Origin of the sequence: Streptococcus sp. CF7_Ac1-12, from assembly GCF_024295905.1 — a bacterium.
Taxonomy (GTDB): Bacteria; Bacillota; Bacilli; order Lactobacillales; family Streptococcaceae; genus Streptococcus; species Streptococcus mitis_AP.
The window spans coordinates 143,140-159,809 of record NZ_JANCPG010000002.1 but is presented as its reverse complement, the minus strand read 5'-3'; the positions used below and the strand labels follow the sequence as shown (position 1 = coordinate 159,809).

The window sequence follows — 16,670 nt, the reverse complement described above, 5'->3', positions numbered from 1 at the left end:
AGGAGTGAATAATAGATGTCAGAGAAAATTTTGACTCTTGAAGAAATTAAACAAATTGAATTAGATATTTTAAATTATTTGCATGAATTGTGTGAGGAACATGAAATCAAGTATTTTATTGATTTTGGAACCTTGCTAGGAGCTGTACGCCATAAAGGTTTTATTCCTTGGGATGATGATACCGATATTTCTTTGGCTCGAGATGAATTTGAAAAGCTCTATGAGATATTAAAAAATGAAAAACATCCCTATTACAGATTAATTTCATATAGAGAAACAAAAGGCTACCCTTATACATATATGAGAGTTTATGATGTGAGGACAAGAAGAGATGCTAATCTTTTAGATAAGTCGGTTATTCTAGGTACTTGTGTTGACATTTTCCCATACGATGGTGTTGTTACAGATGAACGTGATAGAAAAAAGATGAGGCTTTATAAACAATTTATTCGACTTTCGTCTCTGAATTTTAAAGGAGTCAAAATAGATAATGGAGGTGTCAAAAATTTACCACGTTATTTTGCATCTACAATTTTTAGACTGACTTCTCCACAGAAATGGAATGAAAAATTAGAGAAGTTAGCTTTGCAATATGATGTTGAGCAGTCTACAGATCTTGCATGTACTACCTATGACTCTTACTATCCAAGTGGAATTAAGAAAGAGTGGCTATATGATACAATTGAAATGCCATATGAGAATATTCTTGTGAAGGTTCCTAGAAAATTCCATGAGATTCTGGTTTACGAGTTTGGTGAAGACTATATGACTCCTCCGCCTATTGAAAATCAAAATCCAGGAACTGATAAAAATTACTGGATTGATTAATTTATGAGCAAGTTGTTTTGATAATTCGATAAAATAAATCACCTACCTATCTACTGGGATATTCCTTGTTTTAGATAGGTAGGTGATTTTTTAATTTCTTTTAATCTTAGCAAGAGCAAGATTGAGTGCATAGTGGAGTGTTTTATCTTTGGTAAGAAATAGCGTCAAGAGATAATAGATTCCACAGGTTGCAACAGTCGAGAGTACCATGAGTATCATATTGAGGTTAACTGTATAAGAGTTGATTTGGAAAAGGAATTTAAACGCAAAATAGATCGGGATGAATCCAAGGGATACAATAGTATAGCGTGTTAAAGTAGTAAAGATTTCTTTTAAGTCAAGCAGATGATGTTTCTTGATAAAGTAAATTTCTAGTAGAACAACTACAGTTTCTGCAATAATAGTAGTAGCAATGTAATACTCTGGTGCAAAAATATTATTGAAATACAAGAGACTGTTGAGTAGGATATTAGCGCCGCCACCAATAAAGTAAAAGGCTGTTAAACGATTTTCGTGGTCGTTGATGAAGATAATTTGTTTACCAAGAATCAACTCAATAGCCCAAATGATAGTCCGAAAAGCGAAGACACTAGTCACAATACCAGCTTCAAGGTATTTTTCAGAAGAGTAGATGACTGCAGCGTAGTTCCCTAATACCATAATCCCAATACTGGTTGGAATGATAAGGAAATAAAAGAGGGCAGCTCCTTGGTTCAGAAGATTTTTATAAGATTCGTAGTCTTTCTTACCGAGATAGTAGCCGAGACGTGGAATACTAACGTTGATAGCTCCACTCAGGACACTGGCAATCAACATAACGATGCTAGAAGCAATGGTGTAATAAGAAATGTAGTTTTCATCAGGTCCTTTGGTAATAAACATTCTATCAAGTAAGGTGTAGAGCATATTGGCATTAGCTAGAAGCAACATGGTCAAGAGTGGTTTAGATGCTTTGACTAATTCGACAAGACCAATCTTAACAAAGGAAACTTCTCGTTTAATCCAGAGAAAACTGAGTAGATAGTTGAGAATTGTCGTTGCACTCATGATGATTGCATAAGGTACGATATCATTTGGAGTTTTTACAAAGGTGAAGATAGCGACCAACATGGCAATACGAATAACCAATGTTTTGTATAAGATGAATGCATAATTTTCATAAGCTTCATTCATCCACTCGATATAAAGGAATTGGAAGAGAGCCTGGACACCAAGTATATAGTAGAGTTCTTTCAAATTTTCAATACTATTATCCAGATAAATAAATAGGAAATAGATACTTGTTGTTAGAACAGATGTGATAATGGAGATATAGAATAACTTAGAGAAAACATAGTTGATTTTATTTTTATCATCCTTGACCTTACTGATAGCTCGAATTCCGTAGTTATAGATTCCAAATGCGGCTAAAGGAATGACAAAGCTAGCCCAGGTATTTGCGGTATTGAAATAACCGTAATTGGATTTGCTGAGAATCCGAGTCAGATAAGGATTGGTTATCAGCGGAAAAACGATATTGAGAACATTGACTAGTAAGCTAGCCAGTGCATTAACTTTTATATTTTTCATTGTACTTTCTTTCTTGTATTGTAAAATGGTCTCTAGTATTATATCACATTCTCGCTCCATTCTTTTGATAAAATCGTAAAAATCTAGTATAATAGATAGAACTGAAAGTATGAGGTTACTAGCAATGAAAATGAAACAAATTAGTGATACAACTTTGAAAATCACGATGTCTTTAGAGGATTTGATGGATCGTGGCATGGAGATTGCTGACTTTCTTGTTCCTCAAGAAAAAACAGAAGAGTTCTTTTATGCCATCTTGGATGAGTTAGAGATGCCTGAGAGCTTTTTGGATACAGGTATGTTGAGCTTCCGTGTGACTCCAAAACCTGATAAGGTTGATGTTTTTGTAACCAAATCAAAGATTGACCAAAATCTAGATTTTGAAGACTTATCGGATTTGCCAGACATGGAAGAATTGGCTCAAATGTCGCCAGATGAATTTATCAAAACCTTGGAAAAAAGCATCGCAGACAAAACTAAGGATGATATCGAAGCCATTCAATCTCTAGAGCAGGTTGAAGCCAAGGAAGAAGAGCAAGAGCAGGCTGAACAAGAAGTTGAAAGTAAGAAAGAGCCTTACATCTATTACATCCTTTCTTTTGCTAAGTTGGCTGACTTGGTGTCTTTTGCTAAGACAGTGACTTTTGAGATGGAAACTTCTGAACTCTACAAGATGAATGAGCGCTATTATTTGACCATTTTAGTGGATATTGAAAATCATCCAAGTCCATATCCAGCGTGGCTTTTGGCCCGTATGCGCGAGTTTGCAGACGATAGTGATATCAGTCGTTCAGTCTTGCAAGAATATGGTCAAGTCTTGATGAATCACGATGCAGTACTTAATCTGCAAAAGATTGGATAATCATTTCTGGAAAGCTATTTCTAGATTTTAAGAAGAGCGAATCGTCTGATTCGTTTTTTCTTTTCTAGACTGAAATAGTGATTTACTATAATAGGAATTTTCATAAAATTCTGTTATAATGGCTATATTAGAAAATTTCGAGGAGACAAACATGACAGTTAAAATTGCTTTACTAGGATTTGGTACCGTTGCAAGTGGTGTGCCTTTCCTCCTAAAGGAAAATGGAGAAAAAATCAATCAATCAGCACATTCAGAGATTGAAGTTGCTAAGGTATTGGTCAAGGATGAAGATGAAAAGAACCGCTTGCTTGCAGCAGGGAATGACTTTAACTTTGTAACCAATGTGGATGATATTTTGTCAGATCAAGACATTACGATCGTAGTGGAATTGATGGGTCGTATCGAACCTGCTAAGACCTTTATCACTCGTGCCTTGGAGGCTGGCAAACACGTTGTTACTGCTAACAAGGACCTTTTGGCTGTCCATGGTGCAGAACTGTTAGAAATCGCTAAAGCTAACAAGGTAGCACTTTACTATGAAGCAGCAGTAGCTGGTGGGATTCCAATTCTTCGTACTTTGGCAAATTCCTTGGCTTCTGACAAAATTACGCGCGTGCTTGGAGTAGTCAACGGAACGTCCAACTTCATGATGACCAAGATGGTCGAAGAAGGCTGGTCTTATGATGATGCTCTTGCGGAAGCGCAACGTCTAGGATTTGCAGAAAGTGACCCTACAAATGACGTAGATGGGATTGATGCAGCCTACAAGATGGTGATTTTGAGCCAATTTGCCTTTGGCATGAAGGTTGCCTTCGATGACGTAGCCCACAAGGGAATTCGTAACATCACACCAGAAGATGTAGCTGTAGCTCAAGAGCTTGGTTATGTAGTGAAATTGGTTGGTTCTATCGAGGAAACTCCTTCAGGGATTGCTGCAGAAGTAACTCCAACCTTCCTACCTAAATCACACCCACTTGCTAGTGTGAATGGCGTAATGAACGCTGTCTTTGTAGAATCTATTGGTATCGGTGAGTCTATGTACTATGGACCAGGTGCTGGTCAAAAACCAACTGCAACAAGTGTTGTGGCGGATATTGTCCGTATCGTTCGTCGCTTGAATGATGGAACAATTGGAAAAGACTTCAACGAATACAGCCGTGACTTGGTCTTGGCAAATCCTGAGGATGTTAAAGCAAACTACTATTTCTCAATCTTGGCTCCAGACTCAAAAGGTCAGGTCTTGAAATTGGCTGAGATTTTCAACGCTCAAGATATTTCCTTCAAGCAAATTCTCCAAGATGGCAAAGAAGGTGATAAGGCGCGTGTCGTTATCATCACACATAAGATTAATAAAGCCCAGCTTGAAAATGTTTCAGCTGAATTGAAGAAGGTTTCAGAATTCGACCTCTTGAATACATTCAAGGTGCTAGGAGAATAAGATGAAGATTATCGTACCTGCAACCAGTGCCAATATCGGGCCAGGTTTTGACTCGGTCGGTGTAGCTGTAACCAAGTATCTTCAAATTGAGGTCTGCGAAGAACGAGATGAGTGGTTGATTGAACACCAGATTGGCAAATGGATTCCACATGACGAGCGTAATCTCTTGCTCAAAATTGCTTTGCAAATTGTACCGGACTTGCAACCAAGACGCTTGAAAATGACCAGTGATGTTCCCTTGGCGCGTGGTTTGGGTTCTTCTAGCTCGGTTATCGTTGCTGGGATTGAGCTAGCCAACCAACTGGGTCAGCTCAACTTGTCAGACCATGAAAAATTGCAGTTGGCGACTAAGATTGAAGGACATCCTGACAATGTGGCTCCAGCAATCTATGGTAATCTCGTTATTGCAAGCTCTGTTGATGGACAAGTTTCTGCTATTGTAGCAGACTTTCCAGAGTGTGATTTCCTAGCCTACATTCCAAACTATGAATTGCGTACTCGAGACAGCCGTGGTGTATTGCCTAAGAAATTGTCTTACAAAGAAGCTGTTGCTGCCAGTTCTATCGCCAATGTGGTGGTTGCAGCCTTGTTGGCAGGAGACATGGTGACCGCTGGGCAAGCAATCGAGGGAGACCTCTTCCATGAGCGCTATCGTCAGGACTTGGTAAGAGAATTTGCGACGATTAAGCAAGTGGCTAAAGAAAATGGTGCCTATGCAACCTATCTCTCTGGTGCTGGACCGACAGTTATGGTCTTGGCTTCTCATGACAAGATGCCGAAGATTAAAGCTGAATTGGAAAAGCAACCCTTCAAAGGAAAACTGCATGGCTTGAAAGTTGATACCCAAGGTGTCCGTGTCGAAGCAAAATAAAGAATAGAAGACAGGATGGGGAAACCACTTGACCAGAGGGCTTCCTATCCTTTTTTTGAAAAGAAGTTTATACTCAATGAAAATCAAAGAGCAAACTAGGAAGCTAGCCGCAGGTTGCTCAAAACAGCGTTTTGAGGTTGTGGATAGAACTGACGAAGTTAGCTCAAAATACTATTTTGAGGTTGCAGATGTAAGCTGACGTGGTTTGAAGAGATTTTCGAGGAGTATTAGTTAAAAACTTGATAAAGGAGAAATAAAGATGGCAGAAATTTATCTAGCAGGCGGTTGTTTTTGGGGCCTAGAGGAGTATTTTTCCCGCATTTCTGGAGTGCTAGCAACCAGTGTTGGCTACGCTAATGGACAAGTCGAAACGACCAATTACCAGCTGCTCAAGGAAACAGACCATGCAGAAACGGTTCAAGTAATTTACGATGAGAAGGCAGTGTCACTCAGAGAGATTTTGCTTTATTATTTCCGTGTCATCGACCCTTTATCTATCAATCAACAAGGGAATGACCGTGGTCGCCAATATCGAACTGGGATTTATTACCAAGATGAAGCAGATTTGCCAGCTATCTACACTGTGGTGCAGGAGCAGGAACGCATGCTGGGTCGAAAGATTGCAGTAGAGGTGGAGAAACTTCGCCACTATATCTTAGCTGAAGATTACCACCAAGACTATCTTAAGAAAAATCCTTCAGGTTACTGTCATATCGATGTGGCGGATGCTGAGAAGCCATTGATTGATGCAGCAAACTATGAAAAACCTAGTCAAGAAATGTTGAAGGACAGTTTATCAGAAGAGTCCTATCGTGTCACCCAAGAAGCTGCTACAGAGGCTCCATTTAGCAATGCCTATGACCAAACCTTTGAAGAAGGGATTTATGTAGACATCACGACGGGTGAGCCACTCTTTTTTGCCAAGGATAAGTTTGCTTCAGGATGTGGTTGGCCAAGTTTTAGCCGTCCGATTTCTAAGGAATTGATTCACTACTACAAGGATTTGAGCCATGGAATGGAGCGAATAGAAGTTCGTTCTCGGTCAGGCAATGCTCACTTGGGGCATGTTTTCACAGATGGCCCTCGGGAGTTAGGTGGTCTCCGTTACTGTATTAATTCGGCTTCCTTGCGTTTTGTAGCCAAGGATGAGATGGAAGAGGCAGGATATGGCTATTTATTGCCTTACTTAAACAAATAAAACAGAGATGGTGGGCGATTCCCACTTTCTTTATTTCTAGTATACGAATAGAAGGGATTTATGAAACACTTATTATCTTACTTCAAACCCTACATCAAGGAATCAATTTTAGCCCCCTTGTTCAAGCTGTTAGAAGCTGTTTTTGAGCTCTTGGTTCCCATGGTGATTGCTGGAATTGTTGACCAATCCTTGCCTCAGAGAAATCAAGGACATCTTTGGATGCAGATTGGTCTGCTCCTTATCTTTGCAGTGATTGGCGTTGTAGTGGCCTTGATAGCTCAGTTTTACTCAGCCAAGGCAGCGGTAGGATTTGCCAAAGAACTGACAGACGACCTCTATCGTCATATTCTTTCATTGCCTAAGGACAGCAGAGACCGTTTGACAACTTCGAGCTTGGTGACTCGCTTGACTTCGGACACCTACCAGATTCAGACTGGTATCAATCAATTCCTGCGTCTCTTTTTGCGAGCACCAATTATCGTTTTTGGAGCTATCTTTATGGCCTATCGAATCTCAACTGAGTTGACTCTCTGGTTTTTAGTCATGGTTGTCATTTTGACCATTATCATTGTAGGCCTCTCTCGACTGGTCAATCCTCTCTACAGCAGTTTCAGAATGAAAACGGACCAATTGGTTCAAGAAACGCGCCAGCAATTACAAGGGATGCGAGTTATTCGTGCTTTTGGGCAAGAAAAACGAGAGTTACAGATTTTTCAAATCCTTAACCAAGTCTATGCTAGATTACAAGAGAAAACTGGTTTCTGGTCTAGTTTATTAACACCTTTGACCTATCTGATTGTCAATGGAACTCTTCTCGTTATCATCTGGCAAGGCTATATTTCTATACAAGGAGGCTTACTCAGTCAAGGTGCTCTTATTGCCCTCATCAACTATCTCCTACAGATTTTGGTGGAATTGGTCAAGCTAGCTATGCTGATAAATTCCCTAAACCAGTCCTATATCTCTGCTAAGCGAATCGAGGAAGTCTTTGCTGAAGCTCCAGAAAATATCCATTTAGAATTAGAACAAAAGCAAACTACTAGTAATCAGGTTTTACAAGTTCAAGGACTGACCTTTACCTATCCTGATGCGGCCCAGCCTTCTCTGAGAGATATTTCCTTTGACCTGACTCAAGGGAAAATCCTTGGTATTATTGGGGGAACGGGTTCTGGTAAATCAAGCTTGGTACAACTCATCCTTGGACTTTATCCAGCAGATAAGGGAAGCATTGACCTTTATCGAGATGGATCTAGTCCTCGTAATTTGGAGGAGTGGCGGTCTTGGATTGCCTATGTGCCCCAAAAGGTTGAACTCTTTAAGGGAACTATTCGTTCCAACTTGACTCTAGGTTTAGATCAAGAAGTAACTGACCGAGAACTATGGCAGGCCTTGGAAATTGCACAAGCCAAGGATTTTGTTAGTGAAAAGGAAGGGCTCTTAGATACCCTAGTTGAGGCAGGAGGACGAAATTTCTCAGGTGGACAAAAACAAAGGTTGTCGATCGCTCGAGCAGTCTTGCGCCAAGCTCCATTTCTCATCCTAGATGATGCGACCTCGGCCCTCGACACCATTACTGAGTCCAAGCTCTTGAAAGCTATCCGAGAAAACTTACCAAATACAAGCTTAATCTTGATTTCTCAACGAACCTCGACTTTACAGATGGCTGACCAGATTCTCCTCTTGGAAAAAGGTGAGCTTCTAGCTATCGGCAAGCATGAGGACTTGATGAAGTCCAGTCAAGTCTATCGTGAAATCAACGCATCCCAACATGGAAAGGAGGACTAGCATGAGACGACAAACTGCAAACCAGACGTTCATACGTTTGGCCAAAGATTTAGCAAGCCATCCTTTCCTCCTTTTCTTAGCCTTTCTAGGAACTATTGCTCAGGTTGGTTTATCAATCTACCTACCTATCTTGATTGGGCAGGTCATCGACCAAGTCCTAGTGACTGGTTCATCATCAGTTTTTTGGCACATTTTCATTCAGATGATTTTGGTGGTCATAGGAAATACTCTCGTTCAATGGGTCAATCCTCTCCTCTATAATCGCCTAATCTTCTCTTATACTAGAAACTTGCGAGAGCGAATCATCCATAAGCTCCATCGTTTACCGATTTCTTTTGTAGATCGGCAAGGCAGTGGAGAAATGGTCAGTCGTGTAACCACGGATATAGAACAGTTAGCAGTTGGCTTGACCATGATTTTTAACCAATTTTTCATTGGCGTCTTGATGATTTTGGTTAGTATTCTAGCCATGCTCCAAATTCATCTCCTCATGACCCTCTTAGTCTTGCTGTTGACGCCACTATCTATGGTAATCTCACGCTTTATTGCTAAACGCTCCTATCATCTATTTCAGAAGCAAACAGAGACGAGGGGAATTCAGACCCAGTTGATTGAAGAATCGCTTAGCCAACAGACGATTATCCAGTCTTTTAATGCTCAAACAGAGTTTATCCAAAGGCTGCGTGAGGCTAATGACAACTACTCAAGCTACTCTCAGTCAGCCATCTTTTATTCTTCAACGGTCAATCCTTCGACTCGCTTTGTTAATGCGCTCATTTATGCTCTTCTAGCTGGAGTAGGAGCTTATCGTATCATGATGGGGTCTACCTTGACCATCGGGCGTTTAGTGACCTTTTTGAACTATGTCCAACAGTACACCAAACCCTTTAACGATATTTCTTCAGTTTTAGCCGAATTGCAAAGTGCCTTGGCATGTGCAGAGCGTGTTTATGCTGTCTTAGAAAGTCCTGAAGTGGTTGAAACAGGTAAGGAAGTCTTGACCAGTGACCAGGTTAAGGGAGCAATTTCCTTTAAACAGGTCTCTTTTGGTTACAATCCTGAAAAGATTTTGATTAAGGATTTATCTATTGACATCCCAGCTGGTAGCAAGGTGGCTATTGTTGGCCCGACAGGTGCCGGAAAATCAACGCTTATCAATCTTCTTATGCGTTTTTATCCCATTAATTCAGGAGATATCTTGCTGGACGGGAAATCCATTTATGATTATAGTCGTGCCTCTCTTCGACAGCAGTTTGGAATGGTGCTTCAAGAAACCTGGCTCAAGCAAGGGACCATTCATGACAATATTGCTTTTGGAAATCCTGATGCCAGTAGGGAGCAGGTGATTGCTGCTGCCAAAGCAGCCAATGCAGACTTTTTCATCCAACAGTTGCCACAGGGATATGATACAAAGCTAGAAAATGCAGGTGAATCTCTCTCTGCCGGTCAGGCTCAACTTTTGACCATTGCGCGTGTCTTTCTGGCTATTCCAAAGATTCTTATCTTAGACGAGGCGACTTCTTCTATCGATACACGGACAGAAGTGCTGGTTCAGGATGCCTTTGCTAAGCTCATGAAGGGGCGCACAAGTTTTATCATCGCCCACCGTTTGTCAACCATTCAAGATGCGGATCTGATTCTAGTCTTGGTGGATGGTGACATCGTTGAGTATGGCAATCATCAGAATCTCATGACTCGAAAGGGCAAGTATTACCAAATGCAACAAGCTGCAGCTTTTAGCTCTGACTAATCCTTTCTACTTTGAAATCTTATGGACAAAAAAAGTTGCCTTCGGGTGACTTTTTTGTTACAATAGCTAGAAAAATTGTTCACTTTAAATTGTCTTTTAGAAAAGGAGCCTAGTATGAAAGTCTTTCAGCATGTAAATATCGTGACTTGTGATCAAGATTTCCATGTCTATATAGATGGAATCTTAGCTGTTAAGGATTCTCAAATCGTGTATATCGGTCAAGAGAAGTCAGAGATTTTAGAGCAAGCTGAGCAGATTATAGACTATCAGGGAGCCTGGATCATGCCTGGTTTGGTTAATTGTCACACTCATTCTGCTATGACAGGTTTGAGGGGGATTCGAGATGATAGCAATCTTCATGAATGGCTCAATGACTATATCTGGCCAGCAGAAGCTGAGTTTACTCCCGACATGACTACCAAGGCGGTCAAAGAAGCTCTGACAGAGATGCTCCAGTCAGGAACAACAACCTTTAATGATATGTATAATCCCAATGGTGTGGATATTGAGCGGATTTATCAGGCAGTGAAAGATTCTAAGATGCGTTGTTATTTCTCACCGACCCTCTTTTCTTCAGAGGCAGAAACAACTACTGAGACCATTACTAGAACACGAGGCATCATCGAGGAAATCTTAGGATATGAAAATCCAAATTTCAAGGTTATGGTAGCTCCTCACTCTCCTTACAGCTGTAGTAGAGATTTGCTGGAAACGAGCTTAGATATGGCGAAAGAACTGAATATTCCAATCCATATCCATGTTGCGGAGACCAAGGAGGAATCAGGCATTATCCTGAAACGATACGGTAAACGTCCACTCGCCTTTCTAGAAGAACTGGGTTACTTAGAGCATCCGTCTGTCTTTGCTCACGGGGTCGAATTAAACGAGCGAGAAATTGAACGTTTATCAACCTCTCAAGTGGCTATCGCCCACAATCCTATCAGTAATCTCAAACTGGCCTCAGGAATTGCTCCAATTATCCAACTCCAAAAAGCAGGTGTAGCAGTCGGAATTGCGACTGACTCGGTTGCTTCCAATAATAATCTAGATATGTTTGAGGAAGGACGGACAGCCGCACTACTACAGAAAATGAAGAGCGGAGATGCTAGCCAATTTCCAATCGAAACAGCTCTTAAGGCACTGACAATCGAAGGGGCTAAGGTCCTAGGAATGGAAGAACAGATAGGAAGTCTGGAAGTTGGCAAGCAAGCAGATTTTCTGGTTATTCAACCACAGGGAAAAATTCATCTCCAACCCAAAGAAAATATGCTATCTCACCTGGTTTATGCTGTTAAATCCAGTGATGTAGATGATGTTTATATCGCCGGAGAACAGGTTGTGAAGCAAGGCCGAGTCCTGACAGTAGAACTGTAAAAGAACAATCACGAAAAATTTTAAAAAAAGTTTGCAAAAATCTTGCATTCTTTTTTTGACTATGCTATACTTATATACGGTTTGAAAAAACTGCCTAAGACAGTAGGGGAGCTCGACTCATAAGTATCCTACCGAGGACAAAACGTATCATGTAAAAAGAAGCGTATTGTACTTTCGTGTCTAGGTTTGGGCGCGTTTTTCTTTTGGAAAAATTCCCCAAGCAAAATAATAACGGAGGTGAACACACTAATGAGTGAAGCAATTATTGCTAAAAAAGCGGAACTAGTTGACGTAGTAGCTGAAAAAATGAAAGCTGCTGCATCTATCGTCGTTGTAGACGCTCGTGGTTTGACAGTTGAGCAAGATACAGTTCTTCGTCGTGAGCTTCGTGGAAGCGAAGTTGAGTATAAAGTGATTAAAAACTCAATCTTGCGTCGTGCAGCTGAAAAAGCTGGTCTTGAAGATCTTGCATCAGTATTTGTTGGACCATCTGCAGTAGCATTTTCTAACGAAGATGTTATCGCACCAGCGAAAATCTTGAACGATTTTGCTAAAAACGCTGAAGCACTTGAAATCAAAGGTGGTGCAATCGAAGGCGCTGTCGCATCTAAAGAAGAGATCCTTGCTCTTGCAACTCTTCCAAACCGCGAAGGACTTCTTTCTATGCTCCTTTCTGTACTTCAAGCGCCAGTGCGCAACGTTGCTCTTGCAGTCAAAGCGGTTGCAGACAACAAAGAAGACGCAGCTTAATCTTAAGCTACGCAGCGTAGCCTAGCTACGAAAAATCTATTATAAATTTAAAACATATTTGGAGGAAATAACAATGGCATTGAACATTGAAAACATTATTGCTGAAATTAAAGAAGCTTCAATCCTTGAATTGAACGACCTTGTAAAAGCTATCGAAGAAGAATTTGGTGTAACTGCAGCTGCTCCTGTAGCTGTTGCTGCAGCTGGTGCTGCTGACGCTGGTGCTGCTAAAGATTCATTCGACGTTGAATTGACATCTGCAGGCGACAAAAAAGTTGGCGTTATCAAAGTTGTACGTGAAATCACTGGTCTTGGTCTTAAAGAAGCTAAAGAACTTGTTGATGGTGCACCAGCACTTGTTAAAGAAGGCGTTGCAACTGCAGAAGCTGAAGAAATCAAAGCTAAATTGGAAGAAGCTGGAGCTTCAGTTACTCTTAAATAATAGAGTAACTACATTAGTAGCTTAAAAACATGATTAAACCGCTATTCTTGGGAGTAGCGGTTTTCTTTTTATATAGTTGTTCAGGAAAGCAATAATTTTTGTATAATTGGTTTACTACTCTAAATTAATGTAGTACAAGAGTTTGTTAATTAAACTATACCTTATGGTTTTGACTAGTGTGATATAATTATGTTGAAATACTTATCTGGAAAGGTTTTTATAATGAGTTTAAGAAATAAAATTGAGCAACATATTAAAGAGCTAGAGGGAGGGAAGTTTCAAAAACTAGGTGACGCGTACCTAAGTAGAAAATACAATTTTAATATTGTTTCATTAGGCTCACAGGAAGGAACAGATAAAACAACTAAAGGGATCCCAGATTCTTACGCTGACGAAGATGGTAAATATGTTTATATTATGTATGGCACCCATAAGTCTGTAATATCTAAATTAGAAGGAGACATTCAGTCAGTTAAGAAAAAAATTTTAGAGGAAAATATTGCTGAAGATAAAGTTGGGAGGCTTATTTGTTGTCATACTTCTTCAAATATAACAATTAAACAAAAAGAAGATCTAGAAAAAATGGCTGAACCTTATCAGCTAGAATTGATTGGAATTAATGAAATTGCTAATGATCTTACAAAGATAGATTTTCAATATTTAGCAAAGGAGTATCTATCAATCAGTGAATCTACAGAGCAAGTTTGGTCTATCAATGACTTCATAAGAATTCATGATGAGAGTAAAACTAATGCACCTATATCAAATGACTATATTGGAGATGTAAGTGAAATTATAAATACCATTAAATCAAGTGAAAAACGAATCTTCTTAATATCTGCTAAGCCTGGAACAGGGAAAACTAGATTTGCAATTGAAATTTGCTCTTTGCTTGACCGAAATAAGTATAACATTATTTGTGTCAAGAGCAATAATCAGGATATTTACCAAGATGTAAAACGCAATCTAAATTTACACAAAGAAAATATTGTTTTTATTGATGATGTTAATACTACACAAAATTATATTTCTACACTTGGGCTACTGAACACGACTAGTAATATTCGGTTTATTCTTACGGTACGTGATTATGCTAAAAAAGATGTAATCAATAATGTTAAAGTTTATGGGTACAATAATATTGAGCCAGAACTTATAAAAGATGATAATTTTAAGGAATTACTCAATCAATTCTCTCGAAACGATTTCACCAATAAAGAAATTGAACATATAAAAACGATATCTAAAAGCAATCCGCGTATTGCAGTCATTGCAGCGAAGTTATCTAGCTCTAGGGATTTGACTAATTTTAATGACGAGACTGATATTTTAAAAGATTACTATGAAGAAATTTTAAATAAAAATAACATTATTTATGCAGAACAAAAGACTTTATTTATTTTATCTTACTTAAAAAAGATTAGGCTGGAAAGTTTAGAAGAGAACCAGGAATTCAAAAAATTACTAAAAATAACTGATATAACAAATACTGACTTTAAGAGTGCAGTGGAGAAGCTTCACGAGAGAGAGTTGTGTAATATTTATAACGACAAAATTGTAAAGATAGCAGATCAATCATTAGATGATTATATAGTTATCAAGTTTTTAATTAACAAGAAAATATCAATTTTAGAAATTTTACATGAGTTATATCCAGTAAATGATCAAAGAGTTGTTCAAATACTAAATCAATGTTCCAATTTTATTAGGAAAGAGAGTGATGTAGAAAGCGTTTCTGATGCAGTTAAATCATATTATTACAATGAAAGTAATTTTGAAAGTTATGAACTTAAAGAAAAGTTTTTAATACAATTTGGAGTATTACTTCCTTTAGAAGCAATTTCACACGTTAAAAATAAAATTGATAATATAGAGTCTCAGGCTTATACAAAGACTAATTTTATTAATCAGAAGGATAAAAAGGAATCTATTGAGGATTCAGTTTTAAATATTGTATTTGTAACTACACGGACAAAATATTGTAGTCAAATTCTCCAATTATTGTTAAAGTACTTTGATAAAAATCCTAATAAAATTTCTGAGGTTTATAGTATTCTTGAAGCAAACTACGGGTTGGTTACAGAAAGAGAATATATTGATTATACCTTGGCTGAAAATACCATTTCTGAACTTGCTAATCTTGATTTGACAAAAAGTTATAACCAAGAATTAATCGTGACAATTTTGAAGCAGTATATTAAAATTGAAATCGAAAGAACAGAAGCTCATGAAGAGACATTTACTTTTGGGCGCTATAAAGTCCCGGATAGTGAAAAATTAAAACAGTATCATAGAAGTATACTAAAACTTTTAGCGAATTTGTATAATATAGGGAGTTGTGAAACTAGATTTTATATTGAGAAAATGCTATATGATTACAGAAGAAAAATTTTGACCTATTCAGAAAGTCATCGTAATACTATCCTTGGAGATTTGAGAAATATTAGGAAATTATTTTTTAATGACATTAAAAACTTATCTATGATTGGAGAAAAAATAGTTTATTCTTTGCATAAAGCTGAAGTGAAAGAAAACTTACCGATTGTTTTTGATGATTATATAATTTCTGACAGACAAAAAATATATAATAATTTAACAAATCCTAACCATGCTTGGTTTTATGATGCTGCTGAAATTAAACTACAACAAATTGCAAATAGCTATTCAAATGTTTGGCTTAAAATTTTTAATTTTGCAAATCAATTCAAACATAGCTTATTTATGAATGACAATAACATTGAGCTAGTACTATTCAATATGTTTTTACTATCAAAAAATGATAAAAAGATTAAATTTCTAAATTATATGTTTAAATCAAACTATCATTTTGTAAATAGGAATCCGATTAGTTTTTTAGAAAATATTGAGGAAAGTTCAATGCAGTCTGTTATTGCTTCCTCTCCAGAATCAGAAAAATATGAATGGCAACTTGCTTATTTAACACAACTTGAAAACGTTAAAAATGAAGATATACAAACATTAAAGAGTATTCTAGAAGCTAATTCTTTACCATGTTATTTTACAATTTTAAATTTTGAGAGATTGATTTTGAAAGATCCTAGTTTAAAAGAGTTGTTAATACAAAAAGCTGGGAATACAAATTTTGTTATTTCTGATTTTATAAGAGAAGAAGAGGTGCCAAAATTAATAAATCTAATTGGAGTAAAAGAGTTGAAGTTTTGGTATTTAATAAATTTAGAAAATTGTCAGAATCACAGCTATAATCTTTTTCAAAAATTAGGTGAAAAAGATGTTAATTTTTCGGTAGAAGTCTTGAAGAAAATTGATGAATTGAGAATAGGTCATTCTAATTCAGAATACATGGTAGTACATTCTATAAATGAATTTAGAGATAAGAAAGAAATTTATAAAAAGTTTATCCGTTTTGCAATAAATAGGCCATATTACTACTACAACAATATGATTGATGATATTATAAAAAATGACAGTCAGATCATATTAGAAATACTGGAGGAAACAAATAATGAGCAATCTGCAATTAGATTGGTCAATCTAGGTGTAGAATTTTTAGAAAACAACAATCAAAAACTAATACTATTTAATCTTCTCAGAGCTAAAGGATTTGGTAAGAATTCATTCCAAGAAATACATTTTACTCCCTATTCACATTTTTATACTGGTAGTCATGTTCCAGTGTTGGAATTAGAAAAAGAACTCCTAGAAAGAATTAAAAAGATATTTGAAACTGATATAGACTACATTAACTTGCTACTGTACTTGAATAAACTAATTGATTGCAAGCGAAAAGCTATTGAAAGAGAATTGGAAAAAGAGTTTTAAAT

12 protein-coding genes and 1 other annotated feature are annotated in these 16,670 nt (G+C 37.6%); of the genes, 11 read left to right on the top strand and 1 reads right to left on the bottom strand.

Annotated elements, in window-relative coordinates:
- Positions 1–15: 15 nt before the first annotated feature.
- Complete coding sequence (locus NMM17_RS01880) at positions 16–828, top strand: phosphorylcholine transferase LicD (RefSeq protein ID WP_001290853.1); 813 nt, start codon at positions 16–18, stop codon at positions 826–828.
- A 90-nt stretch (positions 829–918) separates the two neighbouring features.
- Here NMM17_RS01880 and NMM17_RS01875 read toward each other — a convergent pair whose 3' ends face one another.
- The gene (locus NMM17_RS01875) at positions 919–2,397 is read right to left on the bottom strand and encodes an oligosaccharide flippase family protein (protein WP_000789716.1); all 1,479 of its coding nucleotides are present in this window, start codon (positions 2,395–2,397) and stop codon (positions 919–921) included.
- A gap of 124 nt (positions 2,398–2,521) precedes the next feature.
- Here NMM17_RS01875 and mecA point away from each other — a divergent pair, with 124 nt between their 5' ends.
- From mecA to NMM17_RS01825, 10 genes are all read left to right on the top strand, one after another.
- Complete coding sequence (gene mecA, locus NMM17_RS01870) at positions 2,522–3,259, top strand: adaptor protein MecA (protein WP_049552484.1); 738 nt, start codon at positions 2,522–2,524, stop codon at positions 3,257–3,259.
- Between the two features lie 151 nt (positions 3,260–3,410).
- Positions 3,411–4,697 (top strand): homoserine dehydrogenase, encoded by a 1,287-nt coding sequence (locus tag NMM17_RS01865; protein ID WP_254753723.1) that lies wholly within the window; start codon positions 3,411–3,413, stop codon positions 4,695–4,697.
- 1 nt (position 4,698) lies between these two features.
- Complete coding sequence (thrB, locus tag NMM17_RS01860) at positions 4,699–5,568, top strand: homoserine kinase (protein ID WP_254753722.1); 870 nt, start codon at positions 4,699–4,701, stop codon at positions 5,566–5,568.
- Between the two features lie 259 nt (positions 5,569–5,827).
- Complete coding sequence (msrB, locus tag NMM17_RS01855) at positions 5,828–6,766, top strand: peptide-methionine (R)-S-oxide reductase MsrB (RefSeq protein ID WP_000818180.1); 939 nt, start codon at positions 5,828–5,830, stop codon at positions 6,764–6,766.
- A 60-nt stretch (positions 6,767–6,826) separates the two neighbouring features.
- Positions 6,827–8,551 carry an ABC transporter ATP-binding protein gene (locus NMM17_RS01850; protein WP_000681727.1) on the top strand — a complete coding sequence of 575 codons (1,725 nt, stop codon included), beginning with the start codon at positions 6,827–6,829 and terminating at the stop codon, positions 8,549–8,551.
- A gap of 1 nt (position 8,552) precedes the next feature.
- Positions 8,553–10,301, top strand: coding sequence for an ABC transporter ATP-binding protein (locus NMM17_RS01845; protein WP_001254274.1), 1,749 nt, complete (start codon positions 8,553–8,555; stop codon positions 10,299–10,301).
- 114 nt (positions 10,302–10,415) lie between these two features.
- Complete coding sequence (locus NMM17_RS01840) at positions 10,416–11,675, top strand: TRZ/ATZ family protein (protein WP_000862482.1); 1,260 nt, start codon at positions 10,416–10,418, stop codon at positions 11,673–11,675.
- A 75-nt stretch (positions 11,676–11,750) separates the two neighbouring features.
- Positions 11,751–11,886, top strand: a sequence feature (ribosomal protein L10 leader region).
- Positions 11,887–11,924: 38 nt separating this feature from the next.
- Entirely contained in the window at positions 11,925–12,425 is a 501-nt protein-coding gene (gene rplJ, locus NMM17_RS01835; RefSeq protein WP_001287273.1) for a 50S ribosomal protein L10, read from the top strand.
- Between the two features lie 73 nt (positions 12,426–12,498).
- A complete protein-coding gene (gene rplL / locus NMM17_RS01830) occupies positions 12,499–12,867 on the top strand; it encodes a 50S ribosomal protein L7/L12 (protein WP_001196965.1) in 369 nt (122 codons plus the stop codon).
- Positions 12,868–13,089: 222 nt separating this feature from the next.
- Positions 13,090–16,668: an ATP-binding protein gene (locus NMM17_RS01825; protein WP_254753721.1), complete on the top strand. Its 3,579-nt coding sequence runs from the start codon at positions 13,090–13,092 to the stop codon at positions 16,666–16,668.
- The last annotated feature ends 2 nt before the right edge of the window (positions 16,669–16,670 follow it).

Excerpts from the sequence above, each read along its gene's own strand:
- msrB (WP_000818180.1), top strand. The coding sequence starts at position 5,828 with ATGGCAGAAATTTATCTAGCAGGCGGTTGTTTTTGGGGCCTAGAGGAG.
- thrB (WP_254753722.1), top strand. The coding sequence starts at position 4,699 with ATGAAGATTATCGTACCTGCAACCAGTGCCAATATCGGGCCAGGTTTT.
- rplJ (WP_001287273.1), top strand. The coding sequence starts at position 11,925 with ATGAGTGAAGCAATTATTGCTAAAAAAGCGGAACTAGTTGACGTAGTA.
- NMM17_RS01845 (WP_001254274.1), top strand. The coding sequence starts at position 8,553 with ATGAGACGACAAACTGCAAACCAGACGTTCATACGTTTGGCCAAAGAT.
- NMM17_RS01875 (WP_000789716.1), bottom strand. The coding sequence starts at position 2,397 with ATGAAAAATATAAAAGTTAATGCACTGGCTAGCTTACTAGTCAATGTT.
- NMM17_RS01825 (WP_254753721.1), top strand. The coding sequence starts at position 13,090 with ATGAGTTTAAGAAATAAAATTGAGCAACATATTAAAGAGCTAGAGGGA.
- rplL (WP_001196965.1), top strand. The coding sequence starts at position 12,499 with ATGGCATTGAACATTGAAAACATTATTGCTGAAATTAAAGAAGCTTCA.
- NMM17_RS01840 (WP_000862482.1), top strand. The coding sequence starts at position 10,416 with ATGAAAGTCTTTCAGCATGTAAATATCGTGACTTGTGATCAAGATTTC.
- NMM17_RS01880 (WP_001290853.1), top strand. The coding sequence starts at position 16 with ATGTCAGAGAAAATTTTGACTCTTGAAGAAATTAAACAAATTGAATTA.
- NMM17_RS01865 (WP_254753723.1), top strand. The coding sequence starts at position 3,411 with ATGACAGTTAAAATTGCTTTACTAGGATTTGGTACCGTTGCAAGTGGT.
- mecA (WP_049552484.1), top strand. The coding sequence starts at position 2,522 with ATGAAAATGAAACAAATTAGTGATACAACTTTGAAAATCACGATGTCT.
- NMM17_RS01850 (WP_000681727.1), top strand. The coding sequence starts at position 6,827 with ATGAAACACTTATTATCTTACTTCAAACCCTACATCAAGGAATCAATT.